Below are 14,157 nucleotides of genomic sequence, written 5' to 3' on the forward strand. Positions count from 1 at the left end.
AGGAAATGTATGGGAGCCCAGATCCGGGTCTACCGCCAGAAGATCAGCTCGACGACGTCGATGCGCAAGATCTTCAAGGCGATGGAACTGATCGCTACCTCGCGCATCGGTAAGGCCCGCGCCCGCTTGGCAGCTTCACTGCCTTACGCAAACGCGATCACCCGTGCCGTTTCTGCTGTCGCAAGCCAGAGCGAAATCGATCACCCGCTCGTCACCGAGCCGGAACAGATCCGCCGTGCCGCCGTCCTGGTTATCACCTCGGACCGTGGCCTGGCTGGTTCTTACTCGGCGAGCGTGCTCAAGCAGGCCGAAGGACTCAACGAACTTCTCCGAGCAGAGGGCAAGGAAGTCAAGACCTACCTGGTTGGCCGTAAGGCCCAGGCATACTTCGACTTCCGCAACCGTTCGTACTCCCGCGTATGGACCGGCGGAACGGACGCACCGGAATTCAAGACTGCAAGGGAAGTCGGTGCCGCTCTTCTCGAAGAGTTCGCCAATGACTTCGCTGAGGGTGGCGTGGACGAGATCCACGTCGTTTACACCCGCTTCAAGTCGATGGTGACACAGGAACCCACAGTTGTTCGCCTGCTGCCGCTCGAAGTTGAAGAGCAGACGGTCAGTGAGTCCGAGCTTCTGCCTCTGTACGAATTTGAACCGGAATCGGAGCAAGTGCTTGACGCACTGCTGCCGCGTTACATCGAGTCCCGCATCTTCGCGGCAATGCTGCAGGCGGCAGCTTCCGAGCTCGCCGCCCGCCAGCGTGCAATGAAGTCGGCAGGCGACAACGCGACCGATCTGATCAAGAAGTACACGCGTCTGCGCAACACGGCCCGCCAGGCTGAGATCACGCAGGAGCTTTCCGAAATCGTGGCTGGCGCCGACGCCCTGAGCGCGTAGCCGCCGGTGTCTGGTTCGGCGCAAGCTGCACCTGCACCAAATAGATAAACTTAACCCCACGCCATCTACTGAGTGAAGTGAGAGAGATGACTGCCACCGCTACCGAGCACGCAGCTGCAACGGCCGGCGCCACCGGCCGTATTGCCCGTGTCATTGGCCCGGTTGTCGACGTCGAATTCCCGGCTGACGCAATCCCGTCGATCTACCATGCGCTTACCACTGAGATCACTCTCAACGGTGAGACCAAGACCATCACGTTCGAGACCTCCCAGCACCTGGGTGACAACCTCGTCCGCGCCATCGCCCTGCAGGCCACCGACGGACTTGTCCGCGGCACCTCCGTGCAGGACACCGGTGCCCCGATCTCCGTGCCTGTCGGCGACGGAGTCAAGGGCCACATCTTCAACGTCCTTGGCAAGCCGCTTGACGTTGACGAGTCCGAGATCAAGGCTGACGCCTACTGGCCGATCCACCGCAAGGCTCCCGCCTTCGCGTCCCTCGAGGGCTCCACGGAGATGCTCGAGACCGGTATCAAGGTCATCGACCTTCTCACCCCGTACATCAAGGGTGGAAAGATCGGTCTGTTCGGTGGTGCCGGTGTCGGCAAGACCGTCCTGATCCAGGAAATGATCACCCGTGTTGCCCGTAACTTCGGTGGTACTTCGGTATTCGCCGGTGTTGGCGAGCGTACCCGTGAAGGCAACGACCTTTGGGTTGAAATGGAAGAGGCAGGCGTCCTCAAGGACACCGCCCTTGTGTTCGGCCAGATGGACGAGCCGCCGGGAACGCGTTTGCGCGTGGCGCTTTCCGCACTGACCATGGCGGAGTACTTCCGCGATGTGCAGAACCAGGACGTGCTGCTCTTCATCGACAACATCTTCCGCTTCACCCAGGCCGGTTCCGAGGTCTCCACCCTGCTCGGCCGCATGCCGTCCGCAGTTGGTTACCAGCCGAACCTCGCCGACGAGATGGGCCTCCTGCAGGAGCGCATCACCTCGACCAAGGGTCACTCGATCACGTCGATGCAGGCCATCTACGTGCCCGCTGATGACTACACCGACCCGGCTCCGGCAACGACCTTCGCACACCTCGACGCGACCACGGAACTTTCCCGTGAAATCGCCTCCCGTGGTCTGTACCCGGCCGTTGACCCGCTGACGTCGACGTCCCGCATCCTGGACCCGCAGTACATCGGCAAGGACCACTACAACACGGCCGTCCGCGTGAAGCAGATCCTGCAGAAGAACAAGGAACTCCAGGACATCATCGCCATTCTCGGTGTTGACGAACTGTCCGAAGAAGACAAGATCGTCGTGTCTCGTGCACGCCGCATCCAGCAGTTCCTGTCCCAGAACACCTACACTGCCAAGCAGTTCACCGGCGTCGAGGGCTCCACCGTGTCCATCAAGGACACCGTGGAAGGCTTCACGGCCATCTGCGACGGCGAGCTGGACCACATCGCAGAGCAGGCGTTCTTCAACGTCGGCGGTCTGGATGACGTCGAGCGCCAGTGGGCCAAGATCCAGGAACAGACCAAGTAGTATGGCTGAGCTCGAGGTTGAGATTGTCGCAGCGGACCACTTTGTGTGGTCCGGTGCGGCCAAGATGGTCAAGGCCCGCACCAGCGATGGTGACATCGGGATTCTGCCGGGCCACTCGCCGCTCCTCGCCATCCTGGCCGAGGGCGAGCTGGCCATCGAGCCGGTTTCCGGAGACCGCTTGTCGGTAGTTGTGGACGGCGGGTTCTTCTCCGTCGACAACAACCGCGTGGTGATCGTCGCTGACAACGCCCAGCTGGGCGAAGCAGCTACTGCGGGGATCCGATAGCAAGACCTTGATGGACGATTCTGCTCTTCCGTTCATCGCCTTGGCAACGGCGTTTGCGTTGCTGATTTTTACACTGTGCCTCGTAGGGGTGCGCCGCTTCAATTTGCGGCGCGCCCTGGGCACGGTCGACGCCTCCATTTGCATGGCTGGAAACAGCTGGCGGATGGGGGTTTGTCGTTATCAGGACTCGGACCTCGAGTGGTTCCGCTTGCTCTCCCTCAGCTTCCGTCCGAGGCACAGCTTTCGGCGCAGTTCCTTGGAACTCCTGGGTCGCCGGAAGCCAACCGAAGAAGAACTGACAAGGCTGCAGCCCGACGTCGTGGTCGTGGAACTCCAGCATGAAGGCCAGCGGTTCATGCTGGCGATGAGATTTGATGCCTACGCCGGGTTGTCTTCTTGGCTGGAAGCTGGCCCCGTGGTGGGCGTCGGCACCTGGCGCTGAGGACTGTGGACTTTCTTGACAATTTAAGCCTTGTTGATGGTCCATTCTTCTGGACGATCCTTGGCGTGGGAATCGCCGGGGGAGCATTCCTGCTCTTTCGACCAAGCTGGCGCTGGGTGCTCTCCATTGTTGCCGCCGCCGTGGTGGCAATCGGAGTTGTGACATTCATCCACTGGCTGCTCGTCAACGTTCTGACCATCTTCCCTGAGGACCTCCCCTTCGATGTTCTCGCGTGGTCCGTGGTCGCCTTCTCAGCGCTGGCCCTCTTCCTGTTCCGGCTCCCTGGTTCTTCGTGGCGTGTCAGGAGCGCCGCAGCAGGCTCGTTCGTTGCCGTCTTGCTCCTTGCTGCGCTTCAGATCAACAGCTATTTCGGCCTCAACCACACGGCAGCAGATCTTTTCGGCCACAATGTGGGGCGGATCCCAGAGCTCGGGCGTGAGTTCAAGAAGGGCGCTTCCGGAACCTCGCACCTGTCAGCACTTGGTGCGGGTATCGTCCGCAGGGCTTCGATTCCGGGGACCGAATCCGGTTTCAACGCTCAGGATGCTTTCATCTACCTGCCGCCGGCCTACCTCGCCACCGACCGCACCCAACTACCCGTGCTGGTTCTGTTCGCTGGCCAGCCCGGACGTCCCGCCGATTGGCTGACCGGCGGGCTGCTCGAGCCGACCATGAATGCCTTCGCGGCAAAACATGGTGGAATAGCGCCGGTGGTGGTGGTGGTCGATCCAAACGGCTCCGACACTGCAAACACCATGTGCATGAATAGCCGGATCGCCCATGCTGACACGTACCTCGCGGTCGATGTTCCGCGCTGGATCAACTCGACTCTCGACGTGTCCGCAGATCCAAGGAAATGGGCCGTCGGAGGGTTTTCCTTCGGTGCGACTTGTGCCGTGCAGATGACTACCCTGCATCCTGAAATCTATCCTTCCTTCATTGCGTTCTCGGGCGAGCGGGAGCCTTCACTTGGCCCCGACCGCCAGCGGACCATCCAGACCGCATTCGGCGGAGACTCTGCTGCTTTTGATGCCCTGACTCCTTTGACCTTGATGAAAAAGCAAAGCTACGCCGGGCATGCAGGGTTCATAGCAGTGGGTACCGCTGATGGTGAGTTCAGCCGTTTCGCCACCGAGCTTGCGACGGCAGCCCGCGGTTCCGGGTTCGATATCAGGCAGGCTTCGGTTGCGGGAGCCGGCCACTCGTGGGCGGTGGCCGTGCAGCAGCTTCCGTCTGCGATGGATTTCCTGGCTCCACGTTGGGGGATTTCGCAATGAGCACCCAGGAAGCTCAATTGTCCAAGGAGCAAGCAGCTGTGCACGAGGACGCCAAGCCCGCACGGAAGATGTTGGCAGCGCTCGTTCAGGCCTTGGTCGGAAACGTGGCTGTCCATATTGGTGCAATCCCCTTCACCGTAGTGGTGCTCGCGCTCTACCTGCTTACTCCGGCAATCTTCGATCCCGACGTCGCGTCCAGCCCCGATGTGTTGCGGCACCTCACCAGCGTGAGTGGTGGCGGATTGAAGTCAGGGGACTGGTGGTCCATCTGGACCTCGATGTTCTTTGCTGTCAATCCCTTCGACTACGTTACGAGCTCGCTGCTGCTCGTCGTGCTGCTGGGGTCCTCAGAGCGCAAATTGGGATGGTTCCGTACTGCAGCAGGGTTCCTTGGTGGCCAGTTTGCCACGGTCACTGCTTTCCTGCTGGTGGTCCAGGTCGCAGCCTACGCCGACGACGGCTGGCTGGGACGGATGATGGACGCCAGCAATTCCGGTCCCCTTCCCGCAACCCTCTTCGTCTCGATGGCCGCCAGCGGTCTTTTTCCCACGCTGTGGCGCCGGCGGCTAAGAGCGACAGTTGTGTCATTGGCACTTCTCCTCGTCCTCTACGTTGGCGATCCCTCGGCCGTCATGGCGCTCACCGGTGCGCTGGTAGGGCTGGCGGGCGGTCTCTGGCTCCAACTTGACCAAGGAATATCACCGAGCCATCGTGCAACAAGGCGTGAGACGCGAAACCTGTTATCACTCATGGTGGCGATTTTCGGCGTCGGGCCCCTTGTTGCCGGCGCCGTGCGGAGCCCCGCGGGGCCGATGGCGTTGCTCCGCGAGATGGTCCTGAACCCGGTCCCGACGCTCACGCAGCTGCAGGCCAACTGCGGCGGGACCGTGGACATCAAGTGCCTGGAACTTGGACGCCAGGGCTATCCCGGGCCAGCCGGAGTCGCCTTGGCCGTCGTACCCGCATTGCTTCTCCTCATTTGTGCGGTAGGCATGCGTCAAGGGAGGCGCTTGGCGCTGAAGATCGCCATTGGCGTACAACTTGGTGTGGTGGCCCTATCCTTCGCCTATCTGGTCTTGTTTGCCAGCATTCCGCACTTTCCACATGGCCGCACCGTGGTCCTGGGCTCCGCGGTGTTCCATATCCTGACGCTCGCGCTGGTTCCGCTCATCCTGGCGGTTCTGCTTTTCCTGTTCAGGGGCAACTTTGTGGTGGCGTCGAGGGCGCCCCTCCGCCGGAAGATGGCGTTGCTGGTTGGCGGAACGTTGGTTGTATTGGCGAGTGCCTACACAGGGGCGTGGCTCGGTTCGGGCGGCATGGCGCACGACGGCGGCGTCTTGGGGCTCGTTGCCGAACTCGCCCGGCAGTATCTTCCCCTGCCGATTCCCACGGCTTTTGGGCGCGTGTTCGCCGAGCGCAGCGCCGCGGAATCGATATTGTTCGCCTGGTCGGGGATTATTTTCTGGCTTGTGGCACTCGCCGCAGTGTGGATGCTGCTCCTCAAGCGGCAACACGGTCCTGGCGGAGACGATCCGGCCCGGCTAGTGGCAAGGGATTTGGTCAAGCGCGGCGGAGAGTCCCTCTCCTGGATGGCGCTATGGGAGCCGAACAAGTTCTGGTTCACTCCCGGAATGGACGCCGGGATTGCCTACCAACAGCATGGAAACGTTGCATTGACCCTCGCCGGACCGTTCGGCGTTCCCGAACAGGCCCGGGCGGCGACCGAAGGTTTCCTCGACTACTGTGCGGACCACGCATTGGTGCCGTGCCTCTACTCCTGCACTGAGGAATTGTGGCCGATGTTGCAATCCACGGGGTTTCGCCGAATTGCCGTCGCCCAGGAAACCCGGCTGTTCATCCGCGACCTCGAGTTCACGGGCAAAGCATGGCAAAACGTCCGGACAGCCAAGAACCGGGCGCTCAAAGCCGGCGTTGAAGTCCGGTGGGGACGCTATTCAAAGTTCTCCCAGCACATCCGTTCCCAACTTGGCGAGGTGTCAGAAGAATGGGCCGCCAGGAAAAAAGTACCTGAAATGGGCTTTACCTTGGGTTCCCTCGACGAGCTGATGGACGACGACGTGCTGTGTTGCATAGCCGTCGACAGCAAAGGGTTTGTCTACGGGGTCACCAGCTGGCTGCCGGTGTTTCGTGAGGGTCGAGTGATTAGCTGGACATTGGACTTCATGCGCCGGCGGGGTGATGCGTTCCCGGGCATCATGGAATTCATGATTGCCTCAGCAGTGCAGGAGTTGCGTCACGGGGTGGAGGTCATTTCCCTGTCTGGTTCACCGTTGGCCGGGGATCCCGAGGAGTTCTCCAGTGGGGACGCCGGCATGGCGGGCATTCTCGACCTTGTGGGCAGGACCTTGGAACCTGTTTACGGATTCCGGTCGCTGGCGCGCTTCAAATCCAGGTTCCAGCCTGAGTACAGGACCCTTTATATGTACTACCAGGACAGCTTGGAGATTCCCGCCATCGGCGCTGCGCTAAGCCGGGCATATTTGCCAGGGCTGTCCGTTCGGCAAACTGCCAGGCTTCTTCGCACCCTCGTTGCCTGAGAAACCCAACTAACTCGCATTTGTTGTCGTTTTGACGGCTCATAGCGACAACAAATGCGAGCCAGTTGGCAAGGGGAAAGGGGTCCCGCATTCTGTGCGGAACCCCTTCCTTGAACCTGCCGAGCAGAATTCAAGCAGTCAAACTAGACGGCGGTGACGCCGGTGGCCTGCGGGCCCTTTGCGCCCTGACCGATCTCGAACTGAACGCGCTGGTTCTCATCGAGGGTGCGGAAGCCGCCGGTCTGGATCTCGGAGTAGTGGACAAAGACGTCGCCTTCTGCGTCGTCCGGGGTAATGAAGCCGAAGCCCTTTTCAGCGTTGAACCACTTGACGGTGCCCAGTGCCATTTTGTTTCTCCTCATTGTGGAACTATTAAGTCCGGCACACCGCGTGCCGACCTTGGTTACTCCGCGAGAAGACCTGGTTTTCCGTCCAAGCAAGGCTTGGTTGGCTTCGCAGGAGCTTCACGCTCGCAACACGTCTTGCGAGCATGAATCACACCTACACAAAGACTGCTACAACACTTTCATGGCGGCTACTGGAGGTCAACGGTCTGTTCGGGAATTCCGACAAATTTTAAGTAAAAAGAAGGTAACGGAAGAAAGAGACTCGCGCCATTGGGCGTTCGCGAATTCGGCCTAGGCCAGCCAATCCCCATTGCGCAATACGCCCGCAAGTTGCAGTTCTTTGTCCACGACCACCAGATCGGCCCGTAAGCCCCTTCGGAGGCCGCCAAGTTCATCGGAGAGTCCCAAAACTGCGGCAGGAACCGCCGTCGCCGACGAAACGGCGTCGGCGAGCGCGACTCCGGCCGCAACGGTGCGCCGGACGACGTCGAGCATGGTGGCAGTACCGCCGGCGATGGAGCCGGTGGCATCCAAGGTGGCCACGCCGTCAGTCACGGTCACGGGCGAGGGGCCGAGCATGTAGTTTCCGTCGGAGAGTCCCGCTGCTGCCATCGAATCGGTCACGAGGACAACGTTCGCGGCACCTACCAACTGAAAAACGGTTGCCACGGTGCTTGGATCGAGGTGGGTCCCGTCCGCAATCAGTTCCACCACGGCCTTGCCTTCTTGCGCCGTGCGGAGGGAGGCAGCCACGGGGCCGGGGGAGCGGTGGTGCATGGGAGGCATGCCGTTGAACAAGTGGGTGACAGTCGGCAAAGAGCTGACGCCGTCGAAACCAGCCGATTCCAAGCCCTCCCTTGCCGCAGTGAGGGAGGCAGCAGCCGTCGCGTCGTCGCAATCCGTATGGCCAAGTGACGGCGTCACTCCGTGGAACGTCATCAGGTCCACGAGCGCCGCGGCTCCGGGAAGCTCGGGGGCATAAGTCATCGTAGCGAGCTTGCCGGCGGCGGCTTCAACCAGCTCGGTCATGAGATCCAAGTCTGGCTCAAGCAGATAGGCAGGATTCTGCGCGCCGCAGCGGGCATGGGAGAGGAAGGGCCCCTCCAAGTGGATTCCCGCCACAAGCCCTTCATCGGCCAAACGTACGTAGAGCTCGATGCCGCGGAGGAGGTCCTCCCGAGACGCCGTGACCATGCTGGCGAGCAAGGTTGTGGTTCCGGACCGGTGCAGGAAATCGATGGCCTTGCGCGCCGAGGATTCGTCCGCCCCTGGGAAGTCGCCACCGTTGCCTCCGTGGCAGTGCACATCCACGAAACCGGGAACAATGTAACGTTCGGCGGGGAAATCCGTCCGCGGCGTTTCCTCGAAGCCTTCAAAGGAAGCTTCGTGGAATTCGGCGGCCGGCCCGGCAAAGGCGATGCGGTCGTCCTCCACCGCCACCAGCCCATCTTCGATCACCACACCGTCACTGACGATCGTTCCGGTTATAAGGTGGCGCACAGGCGCAGAAGAAGATGCAGGCCGGTATGGGACAGTCATGCTTTGATTCTAGTTGCCTGTGGTTGCCTCTGACCCGGTTTGGCCCAGGATGAAAGCGGGGCCAACCGGACCACCTAGAACAAGCGCGACTCGCTGTCATCTACGCCGCGCATGGCGTCATAGTCCAGGGTGACGCAGTCTATTCCGCGGTCGTTGGCAAGGACTTTGGCCTGCGGCTTGATCTGCTGGGCGGCGAAAATGCCCCGTACCGGCGCCAGGAGTGGATCGCGGTTGAGCAGCTCGAGGTACCGCGTGAGTTGCTCGACGCCGTCGATGTCGCCGCGCCGCTTGAGTTCGACGGCGACTGTCCTTCCGTCGCTGTCCCTGGCGAGGATGTCCACCGGCCCGATGGCGGTGAAGTACTCACGGCGGATGAGCGAATAGCCGGCCCCGAGGGTTTCAATCTGCTCGGCGAGCAGTCGCTGCAGGTCGGCCTCGACGCCATCCTTGATGAGCCCGGGGTCCGTTCCGAGGTCATGGGACGTGTCGTGGAGGTGCTGGTAGATGTTGATGATGAGCCGGTCATCGGTCTTGGCCGATTGCACGGTCCACTGCTCCACCACGCCTTCTTCGACCTCGGTCTCCTCCGGCGTCGTCACCCGGAGAGTAGCGGGCGGGCTCATCCAGTTCAGCGGCTTGTAGGAGCCGCCGTCGGAATGGACCAGCACCGAACCATCGGATTTGACGAGCAAAAGCCGGGTGGCAAGCGGGAGGTGGGCCTTGAGGCGGCCAACGTAATCAACGGAACAGCGGGCTATGACGAGTCGCACCCGCTCCACTTTACTTCCTCTGCGCTTTGCATTCAGCGACTGGGGCAGAATGGAGACATGCCCCGCTCCAACCGCCCCCGACGCACCGAATCAGCCAAGGCAAGCTGGAAACGGACAGGCGAGTCGCCGGAACTGGATCTGGAACGCGCCCGTTCGGGCATCGCCCGCAGGGAAAGCGCCCCCGACGGCGACTGGATGGTCCGGACCATGACCGCACGGAATGCCGAGAAGACCTATATCTGCCCCGGTTGTTCGATGGCCATCATGCCTGGAATCGCCCACTTGGTGGTGTGGTCCGAGACGCACCTCTTCGGCGAAGCCGCAGGATTGGCGGAACGCCGGCACTGGCACAACAACTGCTGGACAGGCCGCACGTACAGGTACCGCTGAGCACTTAAGCTTGGAAGCATGAGTTTCGATCCTGCGTCCCTCGTTTTCAGCCAACCGGAGTCTGCAACTGATATCCGGGCGTCGACGGTTCTGCCGGCGCGCCGCGAGAACGTGGAGTTCCTCACCGATGATGGCAAGCGGCTCGTGGGGGAGTTGGCGCTGCCGGAATCCGGTGAGGTAACGGCAACGTTGATTACCCTGCACCCGTTGCCCACGCACGGCGGATTCATGGATTCGCACGTTTACCGCAAGGCGTCCTATCGACTTCCGGCACTGGCCGGCGTCGCGGTTTTGCGCTTCAACACGCGGGGGACGCATTCGCCTCGGGGTACCAGCCAGGGGCACTTCGACGAAGGAATCGGTGAACGGTACGACGTCGAAGCCGCCGTTCGCTTCGCAGTGGAACGAGGGCTTCCCAACCGCTGGTTGGTGGGTTGGTCTTTTGGTACGGAGCTGGCCTTGATGTACGGGGCAGTTGAACCTGTGGCTTCCCAGGTGGAGGGCGCCGTCCTGCTGTCACCACCGCTGCACCGGGCAACTGATGTGCACCTGAAGGAGTGGGCCGCCTCCGGAAAGCCACTGACCGTCCTGGTTCCGGAACATGACGACTATCTTCAGCCTGCTGAGGCCGCTGAGCGATTCAGCCTGGTGCCCCAGGCCCGTGTCCTGGGGATCGACGGCGCCAAGCACCTGTGGGTCGGGGAGAAGTACGCGGCACGGGTTTTGGACGAGATCGTCGACGACGTGACGGAAGCCGGCGCGGGACCTGAAGGCTTGCCGCGCCAATGGACGGGCCCGGTGGCCACGGTCTAATGGTCACGGTCTAGTGGCGGTCCTGCCGGATGATGAAGACTTCCTTGATCAGCAGCATGATGGCTGCCGCCGTCGGGATGGCAATCAAAGCGCCGAGGACCCCCAGCAAGCTGCCGCCTGCAATCACCGAGATCACGGCGACTGCGCCGGGAACAGCGACAGCCTTCTGCATGATGCGCGGGGAGATGAAATAGGCCTCGAATTGGAGATAGGCGAAGTAGCAGATGGCGTAGATCACGGCCGTTTGCCACCCCGCGGTCAAGGCCACCAGAATGACCACCACGGCGGCGATCATTCCTCCCACCAGGGGTATGAACGCGAGCAGGGCCACCACGAAAGCCAGAAGGACGCTGAACGGAATGCCCAGGATACTCATGACGATGAAAGCGAACAATGCGTTGAGCAAGGCCACACAAACTTGGCCGATCACGTAGTTGCCCACCGAACGCGTGATTTCCTCTGACAGGGCCTCAACACGCGGCCTGCGCGAACGGGCGGCAAGCCTGTAGCCCCACCTCTTCATGGCGGGCAGTGCCCCGAGGAAGTACAGGCTGAGGACCAGGACGATCAGCGTCCCGAACACGCCGTTGGCCACCGTGGAACCGAACCCGACCACACCGCCGAAGATGCCACCCATGGCGTCCGGGTTCTTGACGAACTTGTCCAGCTCCTGGCTGATCCTGTCGCGGACGCCGAACTGGCTGTCCAAGGACCGGAAGAAATCGGAATCCACGAAACCGCGGATCCAATCAGGAGCCTGCCGCACGATCTGCGAGACCTGTTCCACGATCGTGGGAATGAGAGTGCCAAAAAACGCTGCCACTCCGGCAACAACCGCTCCGACCGCGATGACGACGCCGGCGGGGCGCGGAATCCTTCGGCCCTCGAGCCAACGAACCACGGGATCCAAGCCCAGCGCAATGAACAAGGCGGTCACGATCCATAGCAACAGCTGGGCGGTATTGGTACCGATGTAGTACAACAAGAGAGCGACACCGACGCCGGCCGTGCCCATGAATCCGACATAGAGCGGATGCTGCGCGGACATCCTCGGACCGGGGGAGCCGAAGCGCGGACCGCCGGATTCGTCCTTCTCGGCCTCGGCTGTTTCATGCTCAAGCTCGGGCGGCATCTCGAAACGCACCCGTGGCTGTGCGCCCGGAATGGGCTGGCGGAGCCGGCGCACGAAGGAAGCCATCAGCCCCTCGCCGTGATCCCTGCCGTCCTGGGCGGACGCGTTGACCAAACCACCCGGGTTGGTCCCGGGCTGTTGTTCGGCCGGAGTCGGACCCTTGCGCTCTTTCACGTGTTTTAGCTGCCTTTTCGTTCCGCGTTCAGGCCCCGGCGGTGCCCGATGTGATGTTGTTCGCCACACTATCAGCAGGCCGGAATTGGCGGATTCCAGGGGCCAAGCGGTGTGCCGGGGGGCTCTGTGGGAGGACTCCGAACTGACTCTTCGGTAACAAAACCGTTACCCTTGAAGTTCAACGACCGCTGATGATTGGTATTCCTGTGCGATTGAAGACTGCAGTTTCGCTGGTGCTGCTTGGCCTGCTGACACTGTTGGCCGGTGTTGGCCAGCTGACCTTTTGGGCTCCGGCCGAGACCGTGACCGCGTCCGCTCCCGGCGACGCCAAGGCTGCTCCGCTGACGGTGATCAACCAAAGCGTGCTTACCCACAAAGGCGGTCCCACAAAGATCAGCGTCAAGGGCGATGGCAATTTCGTACTGGCCGTTGGCCGCCCGGATGACGTCGATGCATGGGTAGGAAAGACCGCACACAACAGCGTCAACGGCGTCTCCGAGGACGGCAAGTCCCTCCAAGTCGCGGGCACAGACGGCGAAGCGACAGCTCCATCGCCGGCCGGATCGGACCTGTGGGTGGAAACCGAGAACGCCAACGGTCAGCTGGACTACACCTTTACTCCGCCCGCGAGTGGCGACTGGTCGCTGCTCTTGGCCAGCGACGGAACCAAGCCGGCGCCGTCGTCGGTCTCCGTAACGTTCCCCAACGATGCCACCATGCCGTGGGCCGTCCCGCTCATCGTCATTGGCGCGATTCTCGTCCTCGCGGGTGCGGCGCTGCCCGTGGTCAACAAGTTCACACGCGGCCGAGGCAAGGGCCCTCGCCCAAGCGATCCCGCCGATGGCGGGAAAGCAGACGGCGGGAAAATAAACGAGAACACCGAAGTCGATAACGGCACTGCGGGCGAGGACACCAAGAAGAGCGCAGGCGGCGGTCCCACGCTCCGTGTCTCGGTCGTGGCTGCGGCTGTAGCTGCTGCCCTCGTTGGTGGCACTGCAGCAGGCGCCCAGGCGAGCGATACCCCTTCTCCCTCAGGGTCACCGAGCGCGAGCCCCTCAGGGACCCCCGGGTCCCCGTCTGCCCCCGTCGTGGTGGACGCCCAACTCAAACGCATCCTGGAACAGGTCGCGAGTGCAGTGGCCGCCGGCGATGCCGCGCGTGATGCCGCCAAGCTCGCTCCCCGGGTTGACGGCGCGGAGCTTCAAGTGCGGACCCAGAACTACAAGATCCGGTCCCAGGTCGCAACGCACGAGGCACGGATGCCTGTCCGGTCCAGCAAGTTGCTGGGCAGCGTCATTACCACTCAACGCAGCTGGCCGCGCACCGTAATCGCAGTGACGCAGGGAGACGGCAACGTGGTTCCCCAAGTCCTGACTCTTGTGCAGGCTTCGCCGCGCGAGAACTACAAGCTCAAGAGCGCTTCTCCGCTCCAGCCCGGGACGTCTTTCCCGGCGATCCCTTTGGGCGGAACCCAGCAGGTAGCAGCCGGAGACAAGTCCGGGCTGCAGTACAGCGGGACCGAGGCGCTGGCCGCCCTGGGTGATCGCCTGACCAAGGCGGACTCAGCTTTCAAGGACAAGCTGGTGGAGGGAACCAACTCGCCCTACATTGCCGACGTCCTGGACTACCAGGCCAGCACCGTGAAGGCAGGCGCCAATGGAAACTTCACCTTCACCCACACTCCCGCTCCGGCGGACACGGCAGTGTTCAGGACGTCCGACGGCGGCGCTGTGGTTGTGGGAAAGCTGGACTTCGATTTCACCAGCAAGCCCAAGGCTGATGGCGACACGCTGACCGTGGACAAGGCTGCGGCTGTGCTTGCCGGCGGGGATTCAACGAAAGTTGGCCTCGTGCAGACCTTCGCGGAGTCAGTAGCCGTGTACATTCCGCCGGCTGGTTCGACTGCTCCGATGAAGCTCGTTGCCGCGGTCCGCGGACTGGTGGGAGCCAGCTTCAAGTAGGCAAATGCCTGTGGCGCAGCGGCTAGAGTG

Annotated in this window: 13 protein-coding genes; 9 read left to right on the forward strand and 4 right to left on the reverse strand. The window is 62.1% G+C overall.

Annotated elements, in window-relative coordinates; translation table 11 throughout:
* Positions 1 to 9: 9 nt before the first annotated feature.
* The 6 genes from OW521_RS19725 (at position 10) to OW521_RS19750 (ending at position 7,001) form a co-directional block, all read left to right on the forward strand.
* Complete coding sequence (locus tag OW521_RS19725; protein WP_265977229.1) at positions 10 to 897, forward strand: F0F1 ATP synthase subunit gamma; 888 nt, start codon at positions 10 to 12, stop codon at positions 895 to 897.
* 86 nt (positions 898 to 983) lie between these two features.
* Positions 984 to 2,438, forward strand: a complete 1,455-nt coding sequence (gene atpD, locus OW521_RS19730) for a F0F1 ATP synthase subunit beta (RefSeq protein ID WP_265977230.1) — start codon at positions 984 to 986, stop codon at positions 2,436 to 2,438.
* A 1-nt stretch (position 2,439) separates the two neighbouring features.
* Positions 2,440 to 2,724 carry a F0F1 ATP synthase subunit epsilon gene (locus OW521_RS19735; protein ID WP_268021238.1) on the forward strand — a complete coding sequence of 95 codons (285 nt, stop codon included), beginning with the start codon at positions 2,440 to 2,442 and terminating at the stop codon, positions 2,722 to 2,724.
* A gap of 10 nt (positions 2,725 to 2,734) precedes the next feature.
* Entirely contained in the window at positions 2,735 to 3,166 is a 432-nt protein-coding gene (locus tag OW521_RS19740) for a DUF2550 domain-containing protein (RefSeq protein ID WP_268021239.1), read from the forward strand.
* A gap of 65 nt (positions 3,167 to 3,231) precedes the next feature.
* Positions 3,232 to 4,443, forward strand: coding sequence for an alpha/beta hydrolase (locus OW521_RS19745; protein ID WP_268021240.1), 1,212 nt, complete (start codon positions 3,232 to 3,234; stop codon positions 4,441 to 4,443).
* A gap of 68 nt (positions 4,444 to 4,511) precedes the next feature.
* Entirely contained in the window at positions 4,512 to 7,001 is a 2,490-nt protein-coding gene (locus OW521_RS19750; protein ID WP_268025998.1) for a bifunctional lysylphosphatidylglycerol flippase/synthetase MprF, read from the forward strand.
* A gap of 143 nt (positions 7,002 to 7,144) precedes the next feature.
* Here the strand turns inward: OW521_RS19750 and OW521_RS19755 are convergent, their stop codons facing one another.
* The 3 genes from OW521_RS19755 to nucS all read right to left on the reverse strand — a co-directional run bounded on the left by OW521_RS19755 (position 7,145) and on the right by nucS (position 9,657).
* Positions 7,145 to 7,348, reverse strand: a complete 204-nt coding sequence (locus tag OW521_RS19755) for a cold-shock protein (protein WP_028264741.1) — start codon at positions 7,346 to 7,348, stop codon at positions 7,145 to 7,147.
* Positions 7,349 to 7,639: 291 nt separating this feature from the next.
* Positions 7,640 to 8,887, reverse strand: a complete 1,248-nt coding sequence (gene nagA / locus OW521_RS19760) for an N-acetylglucosamine-6-phosphate deacetylase (RefSeq protein ID WP_268021241.1) — start codon at positions 8,885 to 8,887, stop codon at positions 7,640 to 7,642.
* A gap of 74 nt (positions 8,888 to 8,961) precedes the next feature.
* Positions 8,962 to 9,657, reverse strand: a complete 696-nt coding sequence (gene nucS, locus OW521_RS19765) for an endonuclease NucS (RefSeq protein WP_268026000.1) — start codon at positions 9,655 to 9,657, stop codon at positions 8,962 to 8,964.
* Between the two features lie 57 nt (positions 9,658 to 9,714).
* On the opposite strand from nucS, the gene OW521_RS19770 reads away from it, so the two are divergent.
* Positions 9,715 to 10,047, forward strand: coding sequence for an ATP/GTP-binding protein (locus OW521_RS19770; RefSeq protein WP_265977234.1), 333 nt, complete (start codon positions 9,715 to 9,717; stop codon positions 10,045 to 10,047).
* Positions 10,048 to 10,065: 18 nt separating this feature from the next.
* Positions 10,066 to 10,860 (forward strand): alpha/beta hydrolase, encoded by a 795-nt coding sequence (locus OW521_RS19775; protein ID WP_268021242.1) that lies wholly within the window; start codon positions 10,066 to 10,068, stop codon positions 10,858 to 10,860.
* A gap of 10 nt (positions 10,861 to 10,870) precedes the next feature.
* Here OW521_RS19775 and OW521_RS19780 read toward each other — a convergent pair whose 3' ends face one another.
* Positions 10,871 to 12,058 carry an AI-2E family transporter gene (locus tag OW521_RS19780; RefSeq protein WP_268026002.1) on the reverse strand — a complete coding sequence of 396 codons (1,188 nt, stop codon included), beginning with the start codon at positions 12,056 to 12,058 and terminating at the stop codon, positions 10,871 to 10,873.
* Positions 12,059 to 12,357: 299 nt separating this feature from the next.
* Between OW521_RS19780 and OW521_RS19785 the strand changes: the two genes are divergently transcribed.
* The gene (locus tag OW521_RS19785) at positions 12,358 to 14,127 is read left to right on the forward strand and encodes a hypothetical protein (RefSeq protein WP_268021243.1); all 1,770 of its coding nucleotides are present in this window, start codon (positions 12,358 to 12,360) and stop codon (positions 14,125 to 14,127) included.
* Positions 14,128 to 14,157: the final 30 nt, after the last annotated feature.

The sequence above is a fragment of the Arthrobacter sp. MMS18-M83 genome (assembly GCF_026683955.1).
Taxonomy (GTDB): Bacteria; Actinomycetota; Actinomycetes; order Actinomycetales; family Micrococcaceae; genus Arthrobacter.

Bases quoted from the DNA above. Each gene is read 5' to 3' on its own strand.
- atpD (WP_265977230.1), top strand. From the start codon at position 984: ATGACTGCCACCGCTACCGAGCACGCAGCTGCAACGGCCGGCGCCACC.
- OW521_RS19785 (WP_268021243.1), top strand. From the start codon at position 12,358: ATGATTGGTATTCCTGTGCGATTGAAGACTGCAGTTTCGCTGGTGCTG.
- OW521_RS19780 (WP_268026002.1), bottom strand. From the start codon at position 12,058: ATGGCTTCCTTCGTGCGCCGGCTCCGCCAGCCCATTCCGGGCGCACAG.
- OW521_RS19735 (WP_268021238.1), top strand. From the start codon at position 2,440: ATGGCTGAGCTCGAGGTTGAGATTGTCGCAGCGGACCACTTTGTGTGG.
- nagA (WP_268021241.1), bottom strand. From the start codon at position 8,887: ATGACTGTCCCATACCGGCCTGCATCTTCTTCTGCGCCTGTGCGCCAC.
- OW521_RS19740 (WP_268021239.1), top strand. From the start codon at position 2,735: ATGGACGATTCTGCTCTTCCGTTCATCGCCTTGGCAACGGCGTTTGCG.
- OW521_RS19775 (WP_268021242.1), top strand. From the start codon at position 10,066: ATGAGTTTCGATCCTGCGTCCCTCGTTTTCAGCCAACCGGAGTCTGCA.
- OW521_RS19770 (WP_265977234.1), top strand. From the start codon at position 9,715: ATGCCCCGCTCCAACCGCCCCCGACGCACCGAATCAGCCAAGGCAAGC.
- OW521_RS19750 (WP_268025998.1), top strand. From the start codon at position 4,512: ATGTTGGCAGCGCTCGTTCAGGCCTTGGTCGGAAACGTGGCTGTCCAT.
- OW521_RS19755 (WP_028264741.1), bottom strand. From the start codon at position 7,348: ATGGCACTGGGCACCGTCAAGTGGTTCAACGCTGAAAAGGGCTTCGGC.
- OW521_RS19725 (WP_265977229.1), top strand. From the start codon at position 10: ATGGGAGCCCAGATCCGGGTCTACCGCCAGAAGATCAGCTCGACGACG.